Origin of the sequence: Pseudomonas sp. EGD-AK9 (genome assembly GCF_000465935.2) — a bacterium.
Lineage (GTDB): Bacteria > Pseudomonadota > Gammaproteobacteria > Pseudomonadales > Pseudomonadaceae > Aquipseudomonas.
Genome location: NZ_AVOF01000229.1, coordinates 1 through 24955, shown reverse-complemented (window position 1 = coordinate 24955; position 24955 = coordinate 1). Strand labels below are relative to the sequence as shown.

The window sequence follows — 24955 nt, the reverse complement described above, 5'->3', positions numbered from 1 at the left end:
AAGAACAGGCCGAGGCCGGCGACGAAGCCCAGGGTGAGGAAACCGGCCAGCGCCGGCGAGGCGGCGCCGTAGTCATGGATGCTGACGTAGACCCAACTGGTGCCGGCGCCGAACAGGCCGAAGCCATAGCTCCAGCCGCGCAGCGCCGCCTGGCCGGGGCGAAGCTCGCGCAGGCCCAGGTAGAGCAGGGCGATCGACAGCAGGGCCAGGGGCCAGATATCGAAGGGGGCGAGGGCCAGCGGGGTGAGGGCGCCGGCGCCGAGTGCGAGCAGGTGGCCGGGCCAGCCCGGGCGAGTCATCCATTGCAACATGGGCAAGTCCTTGGATTCGGGTGGCGCAAGGGTAGGGGTAGGGAGCCGCTAGCGGCAAGCCTCAAGCCACAAGCGAAGGCAATTGCATGAATGGGTAGGGTGGACATGACGACGCCTTGTCCACCATTGCCGGTTCCGCGCTGGACAAGCCTGGCGGCCTGTCCGGCCTAGGCCTCTGGCGGAACCGGCTGGTTGGTGCGCGCGGCTCACCCCACGGCTAGAACCCGGCGAACTTCAGATAGCTGCCGGTAATCGCATCGCCCCAGAGCAGGGCGATCCAGCCGGCGATGGCCAGGTAGGGGCCGAAGGGGATCGGCGTGCCGGCGTCGCTGCCGCGCAGGCGCAGCATGATCACCCCGAGCACCGCGCCGACCAGCGACGACAGCAGGATGGTCAGCGGCAGAATCTGCCAACCGCCCCAGGCGCCGAGCATGGCCAGCAGCTTGAAATCGCCGTAGCCCATGCCTTCCTTGCCGGTGATCAGCTTGAACAGCCAGTACACCGACCACAGGCTCAGGTAGCCGGCAATCGCCCCCCACAGCGCGTCTTCCAGGCTGGTGAACAGGCCGAAGTAATTGACGATCAACCCCAGCCACAGCAGCGGCAGCACCAGGTCGTCGGGCAGCAGCTGGTGGTCGGCATCGATCAGGCTCATGGCCAGCAGCCCCCACGTCAGCACCAGCATGGCCCCGGCCTGCCAGGTGAAACCGTAGTGCCAGGCGACGTAGGCCGAAAGCAGGCCGCAGGCCAGTTCCACCAGCGGGTAGCGCTTGCCGATCGGTGCCTTGCAGTTCGAGCACTTGCCGCGCAGAAGCAGATAGCTGAGCACCGGGATATTCTCCCAGGGACGGATTTCATGGCCGCAGCTGGGGCAACTGGAATTGGGCAGAACCAGGTTGAAAGTCTGCGCCTTGGGCGCCGGCGGCAGCTCCAGCACCTCGCGCGCCTGGGCCTGCCAGTCGCGCTGCATCATCTGCGGCAGGCGGTAGACCACCACGTTGAGGAAGCTGCCGATCAACAGGCCCAGCAGGCCGGCGCACAGGGAAAAGGCCAGCGCATGGCTGGCCAGGAACTCGAACAGCGGCATCAGACCACGGCGCCCAGCTGGAAGATCGGCAGGTACATGGCAATGATCAAACCGCCCACCAGCACGCCCAGTACCGACATGATGATCGGCTCCATCAGGCTGGTGAGGCCGTCGACCATATTGTCGACCTCTTCCTCGTAGAAGCTGGCGACCTTGTCGAGCATCTCGTCCAGCGCGCCGGACTCCTCGCCGATGGCGGTCATCTGCACCGCCATGCTGGGGAAGGTGCCGGTGCTGCGCATGGAGAAGTTCAGCTGCATGCCGCTGGACACGTCGGCCTTGATCTTGTTGGTGGCGTTCTTGAACACCACGTTGCCGGTGGCGCCGGCCACCGAATCCAGTGCATCGACCAGTGGCACGCCGGCGGCGAAGGTGGTCGACAGGGTGCGGGCGAAGCGCGCCACCGCGGACTTGTAGAGGATGTCGCCGACTATCGGCAGCTTCAGCACGGAACGGTCGACCCAGTCGCGGAACTTCTGCGAGCGCTTGTGCGCTTCCTTGAGGGCGAAGGCGGCGGTGAACATCAGCAGCAGAATGATGAACCACCATTCCTGCAGGGCCTGGGAGATGCCTATGACCATCATGGTAAAGGCCGGCAACTCGGCGCCGAAGTTAGCGAACACCTGCTCGAACTGCGGTACCACCTTGATCAGCAGGATGGCCGAGACGATGATCGCCACCACGATCACCGCGATGGGGTAGTTCATCGCCTTCTTGATCTTGGCCTTGAGCGCCTCGGTCTTTTCCTTGTAGGTGGCGATACGGTCCAACAGGCTTTCCAGGGCGCCGGCCTGCTCGCCGGACTCCACCAGATTGCAGTAGAGCTCGTCGAAGTACTGCGGCTTCTTGCGCAGCGAGGCGGCGAAGCTGTTGCCCGCGGCCACCTCCTGTTTCACCTCGTCCACCAGCTTGCGCATGTTGGGGTTGTCGAAGCCCTCGCCGATGATGTCGAACGACTGCAGCAGCGGCACGCCTGCCTTCATCATGGTCGCCATCTGCCGGGTGAACAGGGCGATGTCCATCGGTTTGATCTTCTTGCCGGCGCCGCCGAACAGAGAGGCCGACTTCTTGCGCACCTTGGTCGGGTTTATGCCCTGCTTGCGCAACTGCGCCTTGACCAGCGCCGGGGTCTGGCCGCTGATCTCACCCTTGACGGTGGCGCCCTTCTTGTCTTTGCCTTCCCAGCTGAAGGTGCTGGTCTTGAGCGCTTTTGCTGCCATGGTTAATCCTTGGTCACGCGGTTGACTTCCTCGAGGCTGGTCACGCCTTGCATGGCTTTCACCAGGGCCGAGGTGCGTAGATCATTAAAGCCGTCTTTGCGCATCTGCGCGGCGATCTCGATGGAGTTGCCGTCTTCCATGATAATCCGCTGCAGGTTGGGCGTGTTTTTAACCACTTCATAAATACCGACGCGGCCCTTGTAACCGCCCTTGCAATTGTCGCAGCCAACCGGGGCGTAGAGCTTGAAGGTGCCGATCTTTTCTTCGGGGAAGCCTTCTGCCAACTGGGTCTCGTGGGGTATCTGGATTTCCTTCTTGCAACTGGTGCACAGCTTGCGCGCCAGGCGTTGGGCGATGATCAGGTTGACCGAGGTGGCGATATTGAACGAGGGCACGCCCATATTGCGCAGGCGGGTGAGGGTTTCCGCGGCGCTGTTGGTGTGCAGGGTCGACATCACCATATGCCCGGTCTGCGCCGCCTTGATGGCGATCTCGGCGGTTTCCAGATCGCGGATCTCGCCGACCATGATGATGTCCGGGTCCTGGCGCAGAAAGGCGCGCAGCGCCTGGGAAAAGTCCAGACCTTGCTTGGGGTTGACGTTGACCTGGTTGATACCCTCCAGGTTGATCTCCACCGGGTCTTCGGCGGTGGAGATGTTCACGTCCGCGGTGTTGAGGATATTCAGGCCGGTGTAGAGCGACACCGTCTTGCCAGAGCCGGTGGGGCCGGTCACCAGGATCATGCCCTGCGGCTGCTTGAGCGCGGCCATGTACAGGTCCTTCTGCTCCGGCTCATAGCCCAGCGCGTCGATGCCCATCTGCGCGCTGGTGGGGTCGAGAATCCGCATCACGATCTTCTCGCCCCACAGCGTGGGCAATGTGTTGACGCGAAAGTCGATGGCTTTGGTCTTGGATATCTTCATCTTGATCCGGCCGTCCTGCGGCTTGCGCCGCTCGGAGATATCCAGCGCCGCCATCACCTTGAGGCGGGCGGATAGGCGCGGGGCCAGCTGGATCGGCGGGCGGGCCACTTCGTGCAGCATGCCGTCGGTACGAAAGCGCACCCGGTAGACCTTCTCGTAGGGCTCGAAGTGCAGGTCCGAGGAGCCGCCGCGAATGGCGTCGAGCAGCATCTTGTTGACGAAGCGCACCACCGGTGCATCGTCGGCATCGCCGCCGGGGCCGTCCTCCTGTTTGTCGTCATTGACGGATTCGACATCCAGGCCGTCCAGGTCGACGTCCGCCAGTTCCTCCAGGCCGGTGGCGGCGCTGTCGAAGAACTTGTCGATGGCGTCGCCGAGCTTGTCGTCCTCGACCAGGATCGCCTCGGTATTGAGGCCCGTGCTGAACTGCACGTCGGTGACGGCCTGGTGGTTGGTCGGGTCGGACAGCCCGACGAACAGCTTGTTGCCGCGGCGCCACAGCGGCAGCACGCGGTGCTGGCGGATCAGTTTCTCGCTGACCAGGTCGCGGGGCTGGCTGTCCCGGTCGATGGTGTTGAGGTCGAGAAAGGCGACGCCGAACTGCTCGGCAGACAACTCGGCCAGGTCGCGGCTTCTTACCAGCTTGTTCTGCACCAGGTAGGTGACCAGCGACAGCTTGTTGCGCTGGGCCTGCTGCTGGGCCTGTAGGGCGGCCTTCTCATCCAGTAGCTCAGCCAGCACCATCTGCCGGGCCAGGCCCGACAAGGTTATGTTTTCGTTCATCGGGCGCTCCACAAACAATGCCTGCCTTATAACTTAGTTGCCTGTAGGGTGCCAAACGAGGCTTCGTAAGGTGACGAAAATTGGCAGCTTATGTCTTTCATGGCCCTCCTGGGGTGTCGGCCGCTTGGCTGAAATGCGGGAATTGGGCCGCTTGGCGAATTGGCACGTTGAGTGCATTACCATGCACAGGTCGATGGACCTAACCATATCTAGGAGAGAAAGAATGAAAGCTCAAATGCAGAAGGGTTTCACCCTGATCGAACTGATGATCGTGGTAGCGATCATCGGCATCCTGGCCGCCATCGCCCTGCCGGCCTATCAGGACTACACCACCCGTTCCAAGATTTCCGAAGGCCTGACCCTGGCCTCCTCGGCCAAGACCAGCGTCTCCGAGCATGCCATGTCCAAGAACGCCTATCCGGCCGATAATGCTGCTGCGGGTTTCAGCAGTCCGGATACTGACTATGTTTCCAGTATCGATATCGCTGACGGCCTGATCACCATCAACTACAAGGCTGCAGCTGGTGTTGCTGATGGTTCTACCATCGAGCTGTCCCCGACTACTTCCGCTGGCGGCATCACCTGGACTTGCACTGGCGGCGACGTGGACGATAAATACCGTCCAGCCAACTGCCGCTAATTAGCCGCAGCCATGCAGAGAAGTCGCCCCGCGGGGCGACTTTTTTATGCCTTTAGCAATTTCGTCACATCGAGCCTAGATGATCCGCTTCCGTCCTCCGCATTTCTGGATCGGCCTGGCTCTGCTAGGCCTGCTGTTGCCGTTGCTCTACTGGCCCGGCCTGAGTGCAGGCTTCGTGTTGGACGACCACGGCTCCATAGCTCCCCTCGGCCACTGGGGGCGCATCGATTCCTGGGGCGAAGTGATTGCCTACCTGGAGACTGGATTTCGCGCCGGGCCGACCGGTCGCCCCGTCGCCCAGTTGAGTTTCCTGCTCAATGCCGATACCTGGCCCACGGCGGCGTTGCCCTTTCTGGCAACCAACTTGGCCATTCACCTGCTTACCTGTTTGCTACTGGCCCTGTTCCTGCGTTGGTTGCTGGTGGGGGCCGGCATCTCCCAGGCCGGTCTCATAGCTCTGCTCGCTGCCGCCTGCTGGGCTCTGCATCCGCTGCATGTCTCGACCGTGCTTTATGCCGTGCAGCGCATGACCCAGTTGTCGGCGCTGTTCACTCTGCTGGCGCTCTGCTGCTACTTGCCTCTGCGCCTTGCTCTGCAGCAGCAGCGCCTGAAGGTCGCCGCCGGCTGGACTGCTGCTCTCGGCGGGGCGTCATTGCTGGCGCTGGGCTCCAAGGAAAACGCCATCCTGATTCCGCAAAGCCTTTTACTGGTGGAGTGGTTGCTCGGACGCAACGCTGGCGAACGCAGCCGTCCACTCAAAAGCTGGTTACTGATCTGCTGTTGGTTACCCAGTCTGGTGGTATGGCTGTATCTGGCTTACCGGGGGCTGATCCCGACCGGTTTCGAGCGCCGGCCCTTCGATCTGGGCGAGCGCCTGCTTACCCAGATCGGCATATGGGGCCTTTACCTGCAGCATCTGTTGCTGCCGAAGGTCATCACCCCGGGTTTGTTCTACGACGGTTATCCGGTGGTTCGGGAGTTCCTAAGTTCTCCGAGCACGCAGTTCTGGGCCGTGGTTCACGCCGCCTTGCTTGGTCTTGCATTCTGGGGCAGACGCTCTTGCCCGCTGCTGACTTTTGGTGTGCTCTGGTTCTACGCCGGACATCTGTTGGAAGGCACGACGATCCCCCTTGAGTTGGTATTCGAACATCGTAACTACTTGCCCAGCGCCGGCCTGGCGCTGGTACTGGCATGGGGGCTTGCGCGTTTGACTCGGCGCGCCGCCAGAGGGTACGTGCTGACCGTTCTGGTGCTGGTGCTGCTGGCTGTCTTGTTGCAACAGCGGGCAGCGTTCTGGGGTGACCCGCAGGCGCGTGCCGTGCTTTGGGCCGAGCAGTTGCCGGAGTCCTCTCGCGCCCAGGAGAATGCCTTCGCCGTGTTGTTCGCCGCAGGCAATCAGGAGGCGGGCGAGTACTTCCTCTGGCGCAGCGTTGAACTGTTTCCTGATGATCCCTACCTCAAGCTCAAGACCATCAGTCGAGTGTGTGCCTCCAGAGGAACGATGGCACAACTGGACTGGGATGAGTTGCTGAAGAGTCTGCGCGATGCACGGCTGGACTTCCGCTTGTACGAGTTGTTGGGTGATCTTTGGCAGCGTGCGCAGGCAGGCGATTGCCAGGCCTTGACCATTGAACACATTGAATCCCTGATAGCGGCGGCGCTGGACAATCGACGTATCAGGCACAGCGGCATCGCCGGCCACATGGCGCAATTGCGTGGCGAGATCCGCCTGGTACAGGGGGCCACCGATCAGAGTCTCGAGCAGTTCCGCATTGCTCGGCAGAGGGTGCCAGATCCCGCCGTAGCGGTATATCAGGCTAGGCTCCTGGCCGGACAGCGCCAGTTTGCTCCTGCTCTGCAGATTCTCGACGAGCTACTGGCTAACCCCAACGCCAGGGAATTTCTGAAGCAGCAGGCACTGGATGTACGCCAGCAAATAGAAGAAGACTTGTGACATGAGCAGCAATAAAGCATCCGTTAGCGTGGTGATCCCGGCCAAGAACGAGGAGGCCGGGTTGGCCAGGCTGCTGCCGGCTCTAAAGACGCTCTACTGCGGTATTGAGATCATCGTCGTGGACGACGGTTCGACTGATCGTACTGCCGAGGTTGTGGAGCAACATGGCGCCACCTGCGTTCGTCACCCCTATTCGAAAGGAAACGGTGCGGCCATCAAGAGCGGGGCAAGGGCCGCCAGGGGGGCCATCCTGGTGTTCATGGACGCCGACGGCCAGCATGACCCGGCCGATATTCCTGCCCTGTTGGCACGCCTGGAAGAAGGCTACGACATGGTAGTGGGCGCCAGGCAGAATGGTTCACAGGCTAGCCTGGGGCGCGGAGTGGCCAACGGCTTCTACAATCGCCTGGCCAGCTATATGACCGGGCACAAGGTGGCTGATCTGACCTCCGGTTTTCGCGCCGTCCGGGCAAACAAGTTCCGTGAGTTCCTCTACCTGCTGCCCAACGGCTTCTCCTACCCGACCACCAGCACCATGGCGTTCTTCCGCGCCGGCTACTCGGTGGCCTACGAGCCGATCCACGCCGCCAGGCGTATCGGCAAGAGCCATATCCGGCTGCTGCGGGACGGTGCCCGCTTCCTGCTGATCATCTTCAAAATCGGCACCTTGTACTCGCCCCTGAAACTCTTCGCGCCGGTGGCTCTGCTGATGTTCCTGCTGGCGTCCGGCTGGTATGGCTACACCTTTGTCAATGTCGGCCGCTTCACCAATATGAGCGCCTTGCTGTACACCGGATCGGTGATGGTGTTCCTGATGGGCCTGATTTCCGAGCAGATCACGGCATTGATGTACCGGGAGTCGGGCGGTGTGGGCGACAGTGAGTGCCCCGGGCGGGCCGGAGAGGATATGCCGGGATGATCGAGGCGCTCGGCAAGCTCTGGAGCCTGTTCACACCTGTCGAACAGCGCAAGGGGCTGGGGGTACTGGCCCTGGTCGTCGCCATGGCCGTGCTGGAGACCCTGGGGGTCCTGTCCATCATGCCGTTCCTGTCGGTGCTCGGGCGCCCTGAAATCATTCATGAGAATGCCTGGCTGAGCTGGGTCTACGACGCCTGGGGCTATTCCGGCGAACGGACCTTCATCGTTGCGCTCGGCGTGGCGTCCATCGTCCTGGTCGTTGTCTCGTCCTTGTTCAAGACCCTGACTCTGCATGCACTCAACCGCTTCGTGCATTTGACGCGGCATTCGATCAGCAGTCGGCTGCTGGCACGTTACCTGGGTCAGCCCTACGAGTTTTTTCTGAGCCGGAACTCAGCCGACCTGGCCAAGAACATCCTCTCGGAAACCGACCAGTTGCTGTTCAACCTGGTTCAGCCGCTCGCCCAGATGTTCGCTCAGGGGGCTGTGATCCTGGCGATGGGCCTATTGATCGTCTGGTACGACCCGTGGATGGCGCTGGCAGTCTTGCTGGGGGTGGCGATTCTGTATGGCGCGATCTACGGCTTGGTGAGAACACACCTGGCACGCGCCGGAATGGAACGAATGATTGCCAATCGTGATCGCTACCAGGCCAGCAACGAGGCTCTGGGCGGCATCAAGGATGTCAAGATCACTCATTGCGCGGCTGCTTACATGGCGCGTTTCGATCGCGCATCGCGGCTCTATTCTCGCCGCTTGGCCAGCAACGACACCTTGAGCCAGACACCGCTGTATCTGGTGGAAGCGGTCGGCTACAGCGGCCTGATCCTGATCGCTCTGGTTCTGCTGCTGCGAACCAATGACGTCGCCCACGTGCTTCCGGCATTGGGGCTGTACGGTTTTGCTGCCTATCGCCTGCTGCCTGCGGCGCAGATCGTCTATCGCGGGTTCGCCAAGCTGAAGTTCTCTTCGCCGGCCCTCGACGGGATTCACCGCGACCTGATGCTTCCGGCGGCGGCCGAAACCCAAGCCAGCGATATGCTGGCGCCGCAGCGGGAAATCCGTCTGGAAGGAATTCGTTTCGCCTATCCGGCTACGCCGGACAAACCGGTGCTCGACGATTTCAACCTGGTGATCCCGGCCAATAGCAGTGTCGGTATCGTGGGCAAGAGCGGTGCCGGCAAGAGCACGGTAATGGATCTGCTGCTGGGCCTGCTGTCCCCCCAGGCAGGCACCCTGAGCGTGGATGGCGTGCCGGTAAGCGCGGCCAATCTGGCCAACTGGCAGCGTGCCGTCGGCTATGTGCCGCAGCATATCTATTTAAGTGATGCCAGCGTTGCCGAGAACATCGCGTTTGGTGTTCCGCCCGGGAAGATCGATAGGGCTGCTGTAGAGCGCGCGGCGCGCGCAGCTCAGATCCACGATTTTGTCGTCCATGAGTTACCTGATGGCTATGACACCTTCGTCGGTGAGCGCGGCATTCGGCTATCGGGCGGACAGCGGCAACGGATTGGTATTGCGAGGGCGCTTTATCGTGATCCGCCGGTATTGTTGCTAGATGAAGCTACTAGCGCCTTAGATGCAGGAACAGCGAAAGAGTTGAGTCGGGACATCATGGATATGTCCAGTTCTAAGACGATTGTTTTTATTTCGCATCAGGAGATTCCCTTGGGGCGTGGGCGCTCAGTCGCTTTGTAGTTGTGTTGGGGCGTTTAGGTAGGCGATTTGTTGCGGCGGCAGAGATTGAGTGGCTGTGTGGCGAGGGTCTGTATGCGGGATGTTGATGTCTCTGTGAGGGTTAGAGTCGGGAAGAAAGTTCCGGCAAAGCCAGAAATCGCTGTTGTCGTTATGTCGGTGGATTCTGATCCTCTCGCATGGCATGCCGTTAGTTCGGTTTTGAAGAGTGCCGATCTTGCAGAGATTGCAGTTGTTAATACTGGGCGCGGTTCGTTGGAGTCAGTGTTGTCCGATTTTCTTGACTTTGTCATTCTAATAGAGTCGGAAACGAAGTGCTTTCCTGGTGGGGCACGTAATTTGGGGATAAAAAATACTTGTGCTCCTGTTGTGTCTTTCTTAGCTGCAGATTGCATTGCCCCAGAGGGTTGGTGCGAGCAAAGGGTGTTGCTGCATAAGACGAGGTTGGTCTCTGCGTCATCGCTGCTTCCTGCGCCGCGAAGAGGTAAGGTTAATATTGTTTCATGGGCTTCGTATCTGATAACGCATCCAGAGCGAATACCTGGGATGAGAGCAAGAATTGCATTGCCATACGGATTGTCCTATGCGCGCAGTATTTTCAATGAGTTTGGTTTTTTTGAGGAAGGCGTAAGAATTGGGGAGGATAGCCTCTTTAATGAAAGGATTCGCTCTAGGGTTGGGGCTAATATCGAAAATGGCGTAGTCACAATGCATCATTATCCAGATAGGATTGTTGATGCGCTTCGGGATCAGTACGCTCGCGGGGGGCGAGAGTTTTTATACTATAAAATGACTTGTGGCAGGGGTAGGTTTTTCCTGGTTGCAAGAAACATTAAGAGATTTTTTATTGCGTCTGTTTTTGTTGTGAGGAATAGGGGGGAGGGGCCTTGTGGCGCGCTTTTCTCCGCGTTACCTCTGTCTGTTGGGCTTCTCGTGGCTAAGGTTGTTGGAAACGTTTTTTGGCGAGAGGGTTTGCGCGTGGTTGAGGTGGAGTCTGGAAGGTGTAGGTGAATGTGATGATAGAGTTGGCACCTGTCCCGTCATGGTGGTTGGTTTTGTCAGTGCTTTAGTTGTGTATTTATTTTTTGGGTTTTGTTTTTTTGGGTTGGGTTTTGATCCTTGAAAAGCCATCCGGTTGTTTCCGTAATCATGCCAGCCTACAACGCAGCCGATACTCTGCTGGAGTCAGTGAGTTCGGTATTGGCTCAGAGTATGGGCGAGTTGGAACTGATCGTGTGTGACGACGCTTCGACTGATGCCACGCCTGTGTTGTTAGCGGCTATTGACGATCCTCGCCTGAAATTTATTCGTAACCCAAGTAATCTAGGGGCTGGGCCTAGTCGAGATCGGGCCATTGAGCAAGCCTCTGCGCCTTGGGTTGCATTTATTGACGCGGATGATGTCTGGTTGCCGGAGCGTCTTGAGCGTTTGCTGAGGGCGGTAGAGGATGCACCCGATCGGTTGGTTTTTGACGACATAATGACCTGCCACTCTGTAGCAGGAAAATTGGTGCCTTGGCGTCGGGTTCACGGTAACAATGCTTTCGGTGGTAATGGGCCAGAGCGACGTGATATTCATATTGAGAATTATGTAAGTTCTCCGCGCCTCATCATGCAACCTCTGATTCCTCTCGCGTTCATTCGTCAAGCCGGTCTACGCCACTCGAACCGCTCCTTTGGTGAAGACGCCGAGTATTTTCTTCACCTGGCATTGGCGGGTGTGGGCTTTCGCTATCTTCCGGAGCCTCTGTATCTGTATCGGGTTCAGCCGGGGTCCGCGACTGCCAAGGCTGGAGCGGCGCAGATGCGCGAATGCATCGAGTCTTGTGCTGCACTGGAAGGCTGGTCGAATGACGTCCAGGCCGCCTTCAAGCGCAAGATCGAGTCTCTGCGGCATAACGAGACCTTGTACTCTGTGGCACAGCATCTGCGCAGTGGGCGGCTCCTCTCGGCCATGAGACAGCTCGTTCTCGACCCGGCAGCGCTGGGTATCTTGCCCAGCCGGCTCATCAGGCATCTCGCTTACCAGCTGCATCGCCTGCGTCATGGTGGCTCTAGTCGTAGTCCGGGAGGGCGGTGACATGAAGATGAGGCCTGCGGGCACGGTATTGACCTTCGGCACCTTCGATGTTTTTCACGTTGGTCACCTGCGTATTCTGGAGCGTGCTGCCGCGCTGGGTGCTCGCCTGGTGGTGGGGGTTTCCAGCGATGCGCTGAATATCAGCAAGAAGGGACGGGCGCCGGTCTTTCCCCAAGAGGAGAGACTCCAGCTGGTAGCGGCGTTGCGTTGCGTGGACGCCGTATTTATAGAGGAGTCGCTGGAGCTGAAGCGGCACTATCTGACCGAGTATGGTGCGGATGTGCTGGCGATGGGGGATGACTGGCGAGGGCGCTTCGATGAGTTCGCCGACGTCTGCAGGGTCGTCTATTTCGAGCGCACTCCGGCGGTATCCACCACGGCGATCATCGAGAAGATTCGCCTGTAATGCGCCGATAGGCGTCGAGGCGCGCCAGGCAGCGCTGGGTGGCGTTCCCGTCGGCCCATGTCCCATAGATCGCCTGGCGCATGGACCGATGCCGTGCGCCATGTTCGCGCCAATAGTCCTGACCTGTTTCCAAGGCCTTTGCCAGTTGCTCAAGAAGCTCCGGCAGACTGTTGATGACAGGGCCGAAACGGTACTCGGGGCCCAGCGAGAAGCCCTTGCGAAAGGGGGGCGGTACGTCCAGGAAGAGCGTTGGGCGGTCGAGCAGGAGATAGTCGAAGGCTATCGAAGACCAGTCGCAGATCAGTACGTCGCTTACCAGCAGAATACTTTCCGTATCCGGCCACAGGCTGCTGGGCAGGCACAGTACGTTCGGGTAGCTCCCTAGCGCCTGGCTGCCGCTGTTGAGGTGGGTGCGCAGAAGAACGGTGGCCTGGTGCCTCTGGGCGAAGTCTGACAGCGCTTCGAGGAACTCGGCCTCGTCATGTCCGAATGGAAAGAGACTTCGCCCCCGGGTGTCTTGTGCCCAGGTGGGGGCGAAGAGAATCAGCGTGCCATGCTGGGGTAGGCCGAATCCCTCGCGGAGCTCAGCGTTGTTTTGGCATGGTCGTATCAGCGCATCGGTACGGGCATAGCCGGTGAGCACTACCTGGTCGGGATCAAAGCCGTAGCGCTCGACATAGAGGTTTCGATGCAGGGGGGAGGCTACCCAGATTTCGTCATATCGATGCTGTAGGTGGAAGTCGTCTGCATCGAACCCCTTGAAGGGAATGCCATGCCAGACATCGAAGCATTTCAGACCGCTTCGGCGGTAGGCGGGGAGAAGCACTTCCAGGCTGTGTAGTCCGTGGTCGCTGATGATGGCATGGGCACGTGCCAGCAGCGATGCGGCTGCGAATGCACAGGCCCATTGGCAGCGGATGCCCTGCGCTTTCAGCTCGCGACAATAGGCCCGGTCCATGCTGAGGAAGACTGCGGCGGGGCAGCGCTTGTAGATCGCCAGCAGGTTGCCGTTGAGCTTGTGGCCGTAGAGAACGATGGCGGACTTGCGCAGGAGTGCACGGAGCAGCAGGCCGAGCAGGGCCTGCAGGGCGAAGGCGATCAGCTGGCACCAGTGCGCCGGGCGTTGCTTGTCGATCTTCACCGGTTGTCCTTGGCTGGGGTAATCATCAGTGCGCCCCGGATGCGTTCGCCGAAGCGAGGCCAGGCGAACTGGCGCGAGAATTCGCTGATGGGAGGCGTTGGCATGGGGTGTTCGAGCAGGTCCGTAACCGCTGCGATGAACGCCCTTGTATCGCCAGGAGGCACGAGTCGGCCGCTGTGCTGGCTTACTGCATCAGTCACTCCGCCGGTGGCATAGGCAACAGTTGGCAGGCCATGCGCTGCCGCTTCGATGGCCACCATGCCAAAGCCCTCGGGGTCGCCGGGCAGGTCGCGTACCGGAAAGACGTGCAAGGTGGCGCATTCGTAGGCGCAGGCCAGTTCCGTCGCATCGGTGATCACGCCAAGAAAGCGCAGGTTCTGTCCGATGCCCGCTGCATCGGCTGCGGCCTGGATGCTTTCGCGGCTCTGCACGCTGGCGTGCAGCGACTCGGCAGGGGCGTCGCCGATGACCACCAGCATCGTGTCAGGGGCGCTACGCACGATAGCAGGCAGTGCGTGCTGCACGAACTCGCGAAGACCCTTGCGGGTTGTCAGGCGGCCGATGGACAGCAGGACGCGCGCATTGCCCAGGCCGTGGCGTTGCCGGAAGGCTTGCAGCGACGCCGAGGTTTGCGCTGAGTTCGGAATGTGCACGCCTGGATGCACGATGCGCAGTTTCTCCTCCTCCACGCCCAGCGAGCGGGCCAGGTCTGCAGTGGGCTGGCTGTTGACGAGTACAGTTTCCATTCGCCGGATGGCCGGGTGCCATAGCGCACGGTACAGGGGGTGTTTTACGGCGGCATCCAGGCCGTGCAGATATACGCAGGCGCGGGCGTTGGTCGCGCTAGCCGCCAGCAGGGCGGCAGGGGCCGTCAGGCCGCTACCCGCCAGTACGATGTGCGGCTTCCAGGCGCGAGCGCTGCGCGCCGCCTGCCACGCCGATGCCTGGAGGAAACGCCAGAGTGGCCGTAGTGGTACTTCTGTCAGCTCTACCGCTCCGGGCGCCAGGGCGGCCGAGCCGACGGGAGCGATCACCCGCACCTCTGCCCGGCGCGAGAGTTCATCGGCGATATGCCAGTTCAAGCGTTCCATGCCTCCTACCAGTGGCGGCAGGTTGCGAGTTACCAGCAGGATTCGGGGGCGATTCGGTGTCATCAATTGCCTCGTTTGCTGGCGCGTTGCAGGCTGCTCAACCTTGATCGTTTGCCGGGCTTGCCTCGCCTGTGAGGCGAGGCAAGCAAAAGCAATCCTGGGAGCATGGCTAAAGGGGGAAGTTCGCGGTGCTCAGGCTGCAATGACCCGGGCATTTCTAGGCAGTCGGCCTCGAGTGTCCACTATCAGGCATGCCTGGTGCTGCAGCAGTTCGTAGTCAAACTGGTCGTGGTCGGTGGCCAGTACCACACAGTCGTAGCCCGCAAGGCTTTGTGCAGTCAACGGCACGGACTGCAAGTCGAAGCGATAGTCGCGCTTGCGTGGAAATACCGGCACGTGCGGGTCGCTGTAGTCGATGTGGGCACCCTTGGCTTGCAACAGATCCATGACCTCCACCGCTGGAGATTCGCGGGTGTCGTCGATGTTCTTCTTGTAGGCCAGCCCAAGCACGAGAATGCGGCTGCCCTTGATGGCCCTGCCCTGTTCGTTGAGCGCGTCGGCCACTTTCTGCACCACCCAGTGCGGCATGTAGTGGTTGATCTCGCCGGCCAGTTCGATAAAGCGGGTATTGATGCCGTATTCCTTGGCCTTCCAGGTCAGGTAGAACGGGTCGATGGGAATGCAGTGCCCGCCCAGGCCGGGGCCCGGTCGATAGGGCGTGAAGCCGAAGGGCTTGGTGGCGGCGGCGTGGATGACCTCATGGATGTCGATGCCCATCTTGTCTGCGACGATCTTCATCTCGTTGACCAGGCCGATATTCACCGCGCGGTGGATGTTCTCAAGCAGCTTGGTCATTTCCGCGGTGCGCGTGCTGCTGACCGGAACTAGGGTGCGAATGGCATGCTGGTAGAGTGCCTGGCCAAGCTCCAAGCAGGTTGGCGTCATGCCGCCGATTACCTTGGGAATGTCCTGGGTGCCGTAGTCCGGATTACCCGGGTCTTCACGCTCCGGAGAGAACACCAGCGCGCAGATGTGCCCTGGTACGAAGCCTTTAGCCTCCAGCCGGGGGGCGAGCACCTCGTCCGTGGTGCCGGGCCAGGCGGTGCTCTCTAGGCTGAGCAGCTGGCCGGGACGGAAGTGCGGCAGTATTGCCTCCACCGTGCGGATGACGAAGCTCAGATCCGGTTCGCGGTGATTATCGAGCGGAGTAGGGACGCAGATGATCAGCGCGTCGACTTCATCGGTACGGGCGTAGTCGGTAGTGGCTTCCAGCCCTTGCGCCAAGGCCAGTTGGATGCGCCGTGGCGTCAGCCGCTCGATATAGCTTTGTCCGGCGTTGAGGGTGTCGACCTTCTGGCTATCGATGTCGAAGCCGATGACCTTCATGCCTACTTCGCAAAAGCGCAGAGCTAAGGGGAGGCCTACATAGCCAAGGCCATAGATGCCAATGATCGCGCTCCCTGAGGTAGTTTTTTGTCGCAGTCGGGTTAGTGCTTCGTTCACGGGAGTGCTCGATTTTACGGAGGCTTCGGTCAGGCATGATGCCAGAATGAAAGAAACGGATGCAGCGTGCTCGGTCACGCTTGTGACCTCATCGACCGATTTGCCACAGCTCGGTCGCAGGCAGCTGCGCGGCCCTAAAGCATCAATCGCATCGACAGATCCACCGCCTTCACGTCCTTGGTCAGCGTGCCCAGCGAGATATAGTCCACGCCCGTCTCGGCGATGCTGCGCAGGGTGCTGTCGTTGATCCCTCCGGAGGCCTCCAGTTTGGCGCGGCCGGCGGTCAGGCGCACGGCTTCGCGCATGTCCGCCAGCGACAGTTCGTCGAGCATGACGATATCGGCGCCGGCTGCCAGGGCCTGGCGCAGTTCTTCCAGGTTTTCCACTTCCACCTCCACCGGCTTGCCCGGAGCGATGTGGTGGGCGGCGGCCACGGCCTGGGCGATGCCGCCGCAGGCGGCGATATGGTTTTCCTTGATAAGGAAGGCGTCGTACAGGCCGATGCGGTGGTTGTGGCAGCCGCCGCAGGTCACCGCGTATTTCTGCGCCAGGCGCAGACCGGGCAGCGTCTTGCGAGTGTCCAGCAGCTTCACCGTGGTGCCTTCGACCAGGTCGGCGTAGTGGCGGCAGCGGGTGGCGACGGCCGACAGGGTCTGCAGGAAGTTCAGCGCGCTGCGTTCGCCGCTGAGCAGGGCGCGGGCCGGGCCTTCGAGGCTGAACAGGGTCTGCTCGGCGCTGACCCGGTCGCCGTCCTGCACTTGCCAGTGCACCGCCACGCGCGGGTCGAGCTGGCGGAACACCGCGTCGACCCAGGCCGTGCCGCAGACCACCGCCGCCTCGCGGGTGATGACGCGGGCGCTGGCCAGGCGCTCGGCGGGAATCAGCTGGGCGGTGATGTCGCCGCTGCCGATGTCCTCGGCCAGGGCGCGGCGAACATTGGCCTCGATTTCGGCGGTGAGGTCGGCGAGGGTCAGGTTGGGCATGGTCGGCTCCGGGTCAGGGGTGCGGCGATTATAGGGGCAGCCGACCATCGGTGCAGCGTGCTGGCGTTTCGACAGTTACGCTGTTCTATGCGCCCAGCGGTCGATGGCAGTCGTTGGGCGTGTCGGGGTCGCATTTGTGAGCGGTTTCATGGAAGTGGAAGAATGGGCTTGGTTCGGGGTGCGAGCGCTCTATAATGCCTTTGCTTTTCGATTTTTTGACGCCATTTTATTGATGTTACGGATGACGCTCGGTTGATGCTGTGCAGACCAGATGGCCCAAGTGCGGGCAGTCTGCAGGAGATTGAAATGAAAACCGACGCGAAGGTGGTGCCCCTGAACAAGGCCGCCGCTGCGCAATCGCCAACATCGCCGGTAGGAAGACTGCCCGTGGCGCTGATCCAGGTGCGTGACAAAGCCGCGCAACAGCTCAGGCAGAGCCTGCAGAGTCTGTTCGAGAATGCCGACGACAGCCTCTTCGAGATGGCCGACCGGGCGACCAGCAATGTCGAGCAGAACGCCTTTTTCGAAGCCATGCGCGACTTGCGCCTGAAGCGCAAGAATATCGAGCGCGGTTTCCTGCAGAAGGTCTTCGAGGCCTTCTCCAACCTCAACCAATACGAGATCGGCAAGCCGCAGCCGGCGCTGGACACGGCGTCGTTCGACAGCCTGAGCCTGGTGCAGGATGACGAGCTGGAAGAAACCGTGGCCCTGGATGCCATGGTGGCCAAGGTGATGAGCCGCGACGGCGTCGCCCTCGGGCACCTCACCACGCGCCTCAATGCGGTGATCAGCAAGAAACTCGACGACAAGGGCAACCCGCTCGGGCCAGCCCTGCTCAGTGCCTGCTTCCTCGACGCTTGTAGCAGCCTGGGTGTGGAGATCAAGGTCAAGCTGATAATCCTCAAGCTGTTCGAAAAGTACGTGCTAGGCGGCTGTGATCAGCTTTATGCCGAAGCCAATCAGACCCTGGTGGCGGTCGGCGTACTACCTGAACTCAAGTCCGCGTTGCCGCGGCGGCCGCAACGTGCGGCCGCCTCCGCGCATGCCGCAGGCGAAGAAAGCATTCCGCTGCTGGACGGGGCCGACGAGGGCGTGCGTGAGGTGTTCGCCGCCCTGCAGGAGCTGCTCTCCCAGGTACGAGGCACGGCGATGCCCAGGCGCGCCCAGGTGGCCGATGCGCTGCCGATTTCCAGCAACGACCTGATGCGCCTGCTGTCGCACATGCAGCAGCGCGCGCCGGCGCAGGTCGGCGTCGCCGATTTCGACCTGCGCGATCAGCTCGAACAGCTGCTGGTGCGCGCCAGCGCCAAGAGCGGCAAGGCGCGCGTGGTTGGCGAAGTCGACGAAGACGTGATCAACCTGGTGTCCATGCTATTCGAGTTCATCCTCGACGACCGCACCCTGCCCGACTCGCTCAAGGCGCTGATCGGCCGCCTGCAGATTCCCATGCTCAAGGTCGCGGTGCTGGACAAGACCTTCTTCAGCCGCGGCAGCCACCCGGCACGCCGGCTGCTCAACGAGATCGCCTCGGCGGCCCTGGGTTGGGGCGATCAGGGCGACGCCCAGCGCGACAGCCTGTATCAGAAGATCGAGCAGGTGGTGCAGCGTTTGCTCAACGATTTCGTCGACGATCCGGCGATCTTCTCCGAGTTGCTCGCCGAGTTCATGGCCTTTACCGGCGACGAGCGTCGGCGCAGCGAGCTGCTCGAGCAGCGCACCCGCGATGCCGAGGAAGGCAGCGCCAAGGCCGAGCTGGCCCGCCGTGAGGTGGAGCATGCACTGAACGAGCGGCTGCTGGGCAAGACCCTGCCCGAGGTGGTGGTGCGTTTGCTGCAGGAGGCCTGGAGCAAGGTGTTGATGCTCACCTGCCTCAAGCACGGCGTGCATTCGCCGGAATGGCAGGCCGCTCTGCAGACAATGGACGACCTGGTCTGGAGCGTGGCACCGCACGAAGATCCCGAGGCGCGCCTGCGCCTGCTGGAACTGGTGCCCGGCTTGCTCAAGGCGCTGCGCGAGGGGATGGCCAGCGCGGCCTTCGATCCCTTCTCCACCAGCGAGTTCTTCAGCCAGCTGGAGATGCTGCACGTGCAGGCCTTCCAGCGTTTCAAGCGCGCGGTCGCGGAGGTCGAAGTCGGCGAGGTGCCGAGCACCCAGGCCGACGCCGCTATCGAGGCGCCACTGCTGGAACTGCCGCCGGCCGAGGCGGCCGACGACGTACCGGCGATGGTCGAGGTGGTCGAGGAGATCGTGCTCCTGGCGCCTGGCCAGACCCGCCCGCAGGAGCCGGAGGTGGCGCTGCCGGACGACGACGAGGCGCTGCTGCAGGTGGACAACCTGCGCGTGGGCAGCTGGGTCGAGTTTCAGGAAGACGACGAGCACAAGCTGCGCTGCAAGCTGGCTGCGATCATCAAGCCCACCGGCAAGTTCGTCTTCGTCAACCGCACCGGCATGAAGGTGCTGGAGAAGACCCGCACCGGCCTGGCCGTGGAGTTCCGGCGCAACGCCATTCGCCTGCTCGACGACGCGCTGCTGTTCGACCGCGCCCTGGAGTCGGTGATCGGCAATCTGCGCAAGCTGAAGAACGCCTGAGGCGTTCTGCCGGGCCACTCATGTGGCCCTGGTGATGCTGATGCGGCGTGCGCCGCTGTTGGCCTTCGTCGCGGGCTCCTCAGCCCAACCTACGACTACGAAGCCGCGTGCCCGATTTCCGGGCCGAATCTTTTCCAATCCTTGCGCGCCCTTGGCCGCTGCGGCTGGCTGCTCTAGAGTGGGGCCTCGTTCAGGAGCGCCCCATGCAGCTTGATCCCTCCACCGGCTGGTTCCAGGGCATTGGCCATTGCCCTTCGCCGAATTTCAATGCGCGGCCAAGCGGCGAGGTATCGCTGCTGGTGGTGCATAACATCAGCCTGCCGCCCGGGCAGTTCGGCACCGGCAAGGTGCAGGCGTTCTTCCAGAACCGCCTGCCGCTGGACGAGCATCCCTTCTATGCCGAGATCGCCACGCTGCGGGTCTCCGCGCATTTCTTCATCGAGCGCGACGGTACGCTGACCCAGTTCGTCTCCTGCCTGGATCGCGCCTGGCATGCCGGGCAGTCCTGGTTCGAGGGGCGCGACAACTGCAACGATTTTTCCCTCGGCGTGGAGCTGGAAGGCACCGACGAGCAGCCCTACACCGATGCCCAGTATGCCTGTCTGGGCGAGCTGACGCGCCAGTTGCTGGCCGCCTACCCGGCGCTGTCGGCGCAGCGCATTCGCGGCCACAGCGATATCGCGCCCGGGCGCAAGACCGACCCGGGGCCGGCCTTCGACTGGTCGCGTCTGCACGCCGCGCTCAAGGATTAAAGGAGAAGTACGATGAGTTTTCTGGTGATTCTGCTGGTGCTGTGGGTCGAGAAGTTTTCCGCCTGGCGCCTGCGCATCCAGCAGGACGGCCCCTGGCTGGCCCAGTTGCAGCGGCTGCAGCAGGGCAGCCTGCAGCAGGCGCCCTGGTTGTGCCTGGCGGCGCTGGTGCTGGTGCCGGTGCTGGCGCTGGGCCTGGTGCTGTTGGTACTCGAACCGGTGGCCTACGGCTGGCTGGCGCTGCCGGTGCACCTGCTGGTGCTGATCTACAGCCTGGGACGGGGCGATCTGCTGACCGCGCTGGGGCCGTTTCGCGACGCCTGGCGCCGCGGTGACGGGCAGGCGGCCTACCACGTGGTGGAGCGTGACCTGGCGCTGCAGCCGGAGGAGGGCGCCGAACTCCTGCAGCAGGTGCAGGGGCATCTGCTGTGGCAGGCCTACCAGAGTTTCTTCGCGGTGATCTTCTGGTACCTGTTGCTCGGGCCCATGGCCGCCCTGGCCTATCGCCTGCTGGCGCTCTGCGCCGAACATGCCGAGCAGCCGGCGATGCGCGAACGCGCGGTGCAGCTGCGGCACGCCTTCGACTGGCTGCCGGCGCGGGTACTGGCCTCCAGCTTCGCCCTGGTCGGCAATTTCGTCGCGGTCAGCCGTGCCTTGCTGCACGAGCTGCTCAGCTGGGACATTTCCGCGGCGCAGCTGGTGATCAAGGCCGGGCGGGCCGCCGGGGAAATGCCGGCGCCGGTGCTGGGCGAGGCGGGCGTCGATACCCTGGATCAGCTCTGGCAGCTGCTGATCCGCGCCGCGGTGGTCTGGTACGCCGGCTACGCCCTGTGGGTGCTGCTGGTCTGAGCGCAATCGGCGATCAACGCGGAACCCGAAATCCGCGGCGGTTGCATGGCCCGGATTACGCCGGCGGCTAATCCAGGCGACGGATGGTGGGTCTAATCCCCCAGGGACGGACGCTTAACCTTAAGTTACAGAGATCGGCGTCGATAACGGGTATATAGGAGGCCGTGGTCGATCCTGTTTTCGTGATGTCCGTCTCACTGCCTGCCTGTATAGACGGCGCCTACTCACATACAGATCGGGCTGCACAGGACGCCGTCGTCAGCCCATGAGAGGCTCGGCGGCGGTCCAGGCAACACTCATAACAATAATGGCAACTGGAGACGTCTAGTGAAGACCGTGTTGTATCCGGCCATCGCGCTGATGAATCGCCTCAGCTTCGGCATGAAGTTCAGCCTGATCAGCGTTCTGTTCTTCCTGCCCATGCTGGTCACCAACTTCTACCTGGTGCGTGACTCCTATCGCCAGTTCGTCGGCACCCAGAGCGCACTGGAAAGCCTCGAGTTGCTCGGCGACAGCCTGCAGTTGCGCCGCGATCTGGAGAACCTCAACGACCTGGTGCAGATCAACGCGATGATCGGCCAGTCCGGTCAGGCCGGCGATCTGGAGGGGCGCATCAAGCAGTTGCAGCAGGCGCTCGACGCCGGCCTGCAAGGCCTCGAGCCGGTGGTGCGCGATGCCGAGCAGGCCGCCGAGTTCGTTGCCAAGCGCGACGAGATGCTCGCCGCATTGAAGAGCGCCGAGGCCGAGACCTCGTTGCAGAGCAAGACGGTGATAGTCGAGAAGCTGCTCGGCTCCTCCCAGGTATTCATCAAGCTGGTGGCCAGCCAGGCCGGGCTCAGCCAGGACCCGCAGCGGCAGGTGCGGCAGATCACCGAGCTGATCGCCAACGTCACCCCGCAGGTCACCGATGTGCTCAGCCAGGGCCGGGCCATCGGCTCCTACTCCCTGGGCCAGGGCTTCCTCAACTCCGCGGCCAGCACCAAGTTCGACGACCTGCTGCTGCAACTGGAGAAGCTGCACGCCGAGTACGGCCTCAACCTGCAGGAAGCGCTGGCCGGCAATGTCGCCGCGCAGAACGGCCTGGGCAGCCTGGCCGAGGCCAGCCGGCAGACCCTCAAGGACAGCGCCGTGCTGTTCGAGGATCAGGTGATCATCGCCGACAGCCTGGACACGCCCTGGGCGCAATTCTACGACCAGGTCAGCCAGCAGATGGCCAAGACCCACGCCTTCAACGACGGCCTGCTGGCCTTCCTCGACAGCCAGCTGAGCGAGCGCCTGAACGACAACCGCGCGCAGATGGTGCTGCTGGTGGCGGCCCTGGTAGTGGTGTTCCTGTTGATTCTCTACCTCTACGCCGGCTTCTACGTCTCCACCCGCTCCACCCTGAAGACCCTCGGCCAGGTGATGGAAAAGGTCGCCGCCGGCGACATGACCGTGAGCTTCCAGGCGCAGAGTCACGACGAACTGGGTGAACTGGGCCAGGTGTTCAACCAGACCGTGGTGCGTATTCACGACCTGATCGAGCGGGTCGGCCACACCGTCGGCGAAGTCGAGGGCCAGGCCGACCGCGTCGAGCTGGTGTCCGGCGAGAGCAACCAGGCGGTGGCCGGTCAGCGCGCGCAGATCGAGCAGGTGGCCACCGCGATGAACCAGATGTCCGCCACTGCCCAGGAAGTGGCGCGCAGCGCCGCCGCCGCGGTGGGCAGCGCGCAGAGCGTCAACCAGGAAACGGTCAGCGGCCGCGCCCTGGTCGAGACCCAGGTCGGCGCCATCCAGCGTCTGGCCGGCGAGATCGACCAGTCGGTGGCGGTGATCAACCAGCTGGCCAGCGACAGCGCCTCGATCAGCCAGGTGCTCGACGTGATCAAGGGCATCGCCGAGCAGACCAACCTGCTGGCGCTCAACGCCGCCATCGAGGCGGCGCGTGCCGGCGAGCAGGGCCGCGGCTTCGCCGTGGTGGCCGACGAGGTGCGCAACCTGGCCAAGCGCACCCAGCAGTCCACCGAGGAAATCGAGTCGATGATCGCCAAGCTGCAGGGCGGTGTCGGCGCGGCGGTCAAGGCGATGAACGCCAGCCACCAGATGGCCGATGGCACGGTCAGCGAATCGGCCAAGGTGCAGCAGGCGCTGGAGAACATCCTTGGCGCGGTGGGCTTGATCGTCGACCAGAACCAGCAGATCGCCGCCGCCGCCGAGCAGCAGACCGCGGTGGCCCACGACATCGACCAGAACATCGTCGAGATCAACCACGCCGGTGAACGTACCGCCGCCGGCGCCAGCCAGACCGAGCAGGCCAGTCGCGAGCTGAGCGAGCTGGTCTCGCGGCTCAAGCAACTGATCGGTGCGTTTCGGGTGTAGGGTCGCGTGTGGCAGGTGCTTTAGCGGCGAGCTTTCAGCGGTTGTAGTCGCGGCTAAAGCCTCTCCTACGGATATTCGAGCTAACCCACGACCAGTCTTAGCCCGGACGCAATCCGGGATGGTTTGGCGTCTGAGCCCGGATTCCATTCGGGTTACAACGACAGTGCCCCCCATGGGTGCTGCGGGGCGCCTAGCCTTGCCAGCACGCTGGCTCCTACGGCGTTTTAAGTCCAGCCGAACAATTCGCAGGCATTGCGGCTGCTGGCCGCGGCCAGTTCCTCGGCCGTGATACCGCGCAGCGCCGCCAGCTCGGCGCAGATGTCCGCCAGGTATTCGGGGCTGTTGCGCTGGTTCGGGTGCATGGCCGGGGCCATGTCCGGGGCGTCGGTCTCCAGCACCATGGCCGCCAGCGGCAGTTGCGTGAGCACCTTGCGCAGGCGGTTGGCCTGCGGCCAGGTGGCGGCGCCGCCGAGGCCGAGGCGAAAGCCCAGCTTGAGGTATTCGCGCGCCTCCTCGTAGCTGCCGGCGAAGGCGTGGACGATGCCACCGCGCTTGAGGCGAAAGCGCTTGAGGGTGGCGATGGTCGCCGCATGGGCGCGGCGCACGTGGAGCAGGGCGGGCAGTTCGAACTCGGCGGCGAGCGCCAGCTGCGCCTCGAACAGCGCCTGCTGGCGCTGGCGGTCGAGGCTGTCCAGGTAGTAGTCCAGGCCGAACTCGCCCAGCGCGCAGAGCCGCGGATGGCCGGCCAGGCGCGTCAGCCAGGCGCGCAGTTCGCTCAGGTGTTCGGGCAGGTGCTGCTCCAGATACACCGGGTGCAGGCCGAAGGCGGCGTACAGGCCCTTCTGCGCCTGCACCAGATCCCACAGCCGTTGCCAGTTGGCCTGGTACACGCCGAGCACCACCAGGCGCTCGACGCCCAGGGCGCGGCTGCGCGCCAGCACCTCGGCGCGGTCGGCGTCGAAGTCGGGGAAGTCCAGGTGGGTGTGGGTGTCGATCAGGCGCATGGAGCAAGCATCGGCGATTTGTCCGACAGATGCCAGGCGCGCAGAAATTTGCCAGCCGATTCAATCGTTTAACCCACAGTAACGGTGCAGCAAGCTGTGTATAAGTTGTGCGCCGATGGCGCCGGCGCAGAGCCGGCGTGGCATTGTCTCGGCTGGTCGTTTATTGATCGGCGTGGCTTGATCCTAGGAGCTGCGGGGCGCCTGGTCTGGCCGGCGATCTGTGCTCGATCGCCCGCCAGCGGGCTTCTACCGGCGTCTTCTCCGGGCTCTACAGTCGCGCCTTGAAGCTGCGGTCGATGGCCTCGATGCCGGGGCGGTAGTCGTCCTGCTCCACCGCCTGCAGCGCCCAGGCCAGCACCCGTTCGGCGATGCGCTCGTGCTGCTGGCTCATGGCGTTGACCCGCAGCGGCAGAAAATCCAACAACTGGGTGTCGCCGAAGGTGGCCAGGCGCAGCGCCGGCCAGGCTTGCGGCGCCCGTTCGCGCAGGGCGTCGAGCACCCCTTCGAGCAGTACGTAGGCGGTGGTGAGCAGGGCGTCGGGGGCGCCGGCCTCGGCCAGCAGCGCCTGCATCTGGCGCTGGCCGCTGGCGCGGCTGAACTGCTCGCCGTGCAGCACGCTGATGCGCCCGGCGAACCCTTGCAGCGCCTGGCGAAAGCCGCGTTCGCGGGCTT

The 24955-nt window shown here is 62.7% G+C and carries 19 protein-coding genes and 2 pseudogenes; 11 read left to right on the top strand and 10 right to left on the bottom strand.

The window, feature by feature from the left end:
- The 4 genes and pseudogenes from N878_RS11845 to pilB all read right to left on the bottom strand — a co-directional run.
- Positions 1-308 (bottom strand): annotated as a pseudogene (locus tag N878_RS11845) (apolipoprotein N-acyltransferase); the annotation flags it as partial.
- A gap of 220 nt (positions 309-528) precedes the next feature.
- Entirely contained in the window at positions 529-1398 is an 870-nt protein-coding gene (locus N878_RS11840) for an A24 family peptidase (RefSeq protein WP_021443868.1), read from the bottom strand.
- Positions 1398-2618 (bottom strand): type II secretion system F family protein, encoded by a 1221-nt coding sequence (locus N878_RS11835; protein ID WP_021443867.1) that lies wholly within the window; start codon positions 2616-2618, stop codon positions 1398-1400. The genes N878_RS11840 and N878_RS11835 overlap by 1 nt, the downstream gene beginning before the upstream one ends.
- Positions 2619-2620: 2 nt before the next feature.
- Entirely contained in the window at positions 2621-4324 is a 1704-nt protein-coding gene (gene pilB, locus N878_RS11830) for a type IV-A pilus assembly ATPase PilB (protein ID WP_021443866.1), read from the bottom strand.
- Positions 4325-4547: 223 nt separating this feature from the next.
- Here pilB and N878_RS11825 point away from each other — a divergent pair, with 223 nt between their 5' ends.
- The 7 genes from N878_RS11825 (at position 4548) to N878_RS11800 (ending at position 12016) form a co-directional block, all read left to right on the top strand.
- The gene (locus tag N878_RS11825) at positions 4548-4964 is read left to right on the top strand and encodes a pilin (RefSeq protein WP_031303074.1); all 417 of its coding nucleotides are present in this window, start codon (positions 4548-4550) and stop codon (positions 4962-4964) included.
- A 79-nt stretch (positions 4965-5043) separates the two neighbouring features.
- Positions 5044-6918: a hypothetical protein gene (locus tag N878_RS11820; protein ID WP_021443864.1), complete on the top strand. Its 1875-nt coding sequence runs from the start codon at positions 5044-5046 to the stop codon at positions 6916-6918.
- A gap of 1 nt (position 6919) precedes the next feature.
- Positions 6920-7837, top strand: coding sequence for a glycosyltransferase family 2 protein (locus N878_RS11815; RefSeq protein ID WP_021443863.1), 918 nt, complete (start codon positions 6920-6922; stop codon positions 7835-7837).
- On the top strand, positions 7834-9534 hold the full coding sequence (locus N878_RS11810) for an ABC transporter ATP-binding protein (RefSeq protein WP_021443862.1): 1701 nt from the start codon (positions 7834-7836) through the stop codon (positions 9532-9534). Before N878_RS11815 ends, N878_RS11810 begins: the two co-directional genes overlap by 4 nt.
- A 72-nt stretch (positions 9535-9606) precedes the next feature.
- Complete coding sequence (locus N878_RS28380; RefSeq protein ID WP_156350876.1) at positions 9607-10542, top strand: glycosyltransferase family 2 protein; 936 nt, start codon at positions 9607-9609, stop codon at positions 10540-10542.
- Positions 10543-10650: 108 nt separating this feature from the next.
- Positions 10651-11610, top strand: coding sequence for a glycosyltransferase family 2 protein (locus N878_RS26810; RefSeq protein ID WP_218186843.1), 960 nt, complete (start codon positions 10651-10653; stop codon positions 11608-11610).
- Position 11611: 1 nt separating this feature from the next.
- On the top strand, positions 11612-12016 hold the full coding sequence (locus tag N878_RS11800; RefSeq protein WP_031303071.1) for an adenylyltransferase/cytidyltransferase family protein: 405 nt from the start codon (positions 11612-11614) through the stop codon (positions 12014-12016).
- Here the strand turns inward: N878_RS11800 and N878_RS11795 are convergent.
- The 4 genes from N878_RS11795 to nadC all read right to left on the bottom strand — a co-directional run bounded on the left by N878_RS11795 (position 11994) and on the right by nadC (position 16734).
- Positions 11994-13157 carry a CDP-glycerol glycerophosphotransferase family protein gene (locus N878_RS11795; RefSeq protein WP_021443859.1) on the bottom strand — a complete coding sequence of 388 codons (1164 nt, stop codon included), beginning with the start codon at positions 13155-13157 and terminating at the stop codon, positions 11994-11996. The two genes, N878_RS11800 and N878_RS11795, sit on opposite strands and share 23 nt — an antisense overlap.
- A complete protein-coding gene (locus tag N878_RS11790; protein ID WP_031303070.1) occupies positions 13154-14311 on the bottom strand; it encodes a glycosyltransferase family 4 protein in 1158 nt (385 codons plus the stop codon). The genes N878_RS11795 and N878_RS11790 overlap by 4 nt, the downstream gene beginning before the upstream one ends.
- Before the next feature lie 129 nt (positions 14312-14440).
- The gene (locus tag N878_RS11785) at positions 14441-15751 is read right to left on the bottom strand and encodes a nucleotide sugar dehydrogenase (protein WP_031303069.1); all 1311 of its coding nucleotides are present in this window, start codon (positions 15749-15751) and stop codon (positions 14441-14443) included.
- Positions 15752-15885: 134 nt separating this feature from the next.
- Positions 15886-16734, bottom strand: coding sequence for a carboxylating nicotinate-nucleotide diphosphorylase (nadC, locus tag N878_RS11780; RefSeq protein ID WP_021443856.1), 849 nt, complete (start codon positions 16732-16734; stop codon positions 15886-15888).
- A gap of 306 nt (positions 16735-17040) precedes the next feature.
- Between nadC and N878_RS11775 the strand changes: the two genes are divergently transcribed.
- The 4 genes from N878_RS11775 to N878_RS11760 all read left to right on the top strand — a co-directional run bounded on the left by N878_RS11775 (position 17041) and on the right by N878_RS11760 (position 23279).
- The gene (locus N878_RS11775) at positions 17041-19323 is read left to right on the top strand and encodes a DUF1631 domain-containing protein (RefSeq protein WP_021443855.1); all 2283 of its coding nucleotides are present in this window, start codon (positions 17041-17043) and stop codon (positions 19321-19323) included.
- 203 nt (positions 19324-19526) lie between these two features.
- Positions 19527-20075: a 1,6-anhydro-N-acetylmuramyl-L-alanine amidase AmpD gene (ampD, locus tag N878_RS11770; RefSeq protein WP_021443854.1), complete on the top strand. Its 549-nt coding sequence runs from the start codon at positions 19527-19529 to the stop codon at positions 20073-20075.
- 12 nt (positions 20076-20087) lie between these two features.
- Positions 20088-20921 carry a regulatory signaling modulator protein AmpE gene (gene ampE, locus N878_RS11765; RefSeq protein WP_021443853.1) on the top strand — a complete coding sequence of 278 codons (834 nt, stop codon included), beginning with the start codon at positions 20088-20090 and terminating at the stop codon, positions 20919-20921.
- A 327-nt stretch (positions 20922-21248) separates the two neighbouring features.
- Positions 21249-23279 (top strand): methyl-accepting chemotaxis protein, encoded by a 2031-nt coding sequence (locus N878_RS11760; RefSeq protein WP_021443852.1) that lies wholly within the window; start codon positions 21249-21251, stop codon positions 23277-23279.
- Between the two features lie 224 nt (positions 23280-23503).
- On the opposite strand, the gene N878_RS11755 is transcribed toward N878_RS11760, so the two are convergent.
- Together N878_RS11755 and N878_RS28950 are read right to left on the bottom strand one after the other, a co-directional pair.
- Positions 23504-24283 carry a TatD family hydrolase gene (locus tag N878_RS11755; protein ID WP_021443851.1) on the bottom strand — a complete coding sequence of 260 codons (780 nt, stop codon included), beginning with the start codon at positions 24281-24283 and terminating at the stop codon, positions 23504-23506.
- A gap of 268 nt (positions 24284-24551) precedes the next feature.
- A pseudogene (locus tag N878_RS28950) lies at positions 24552-24955 on the bottom strand (catabolite repressor/activator); the annotation flags it as partial.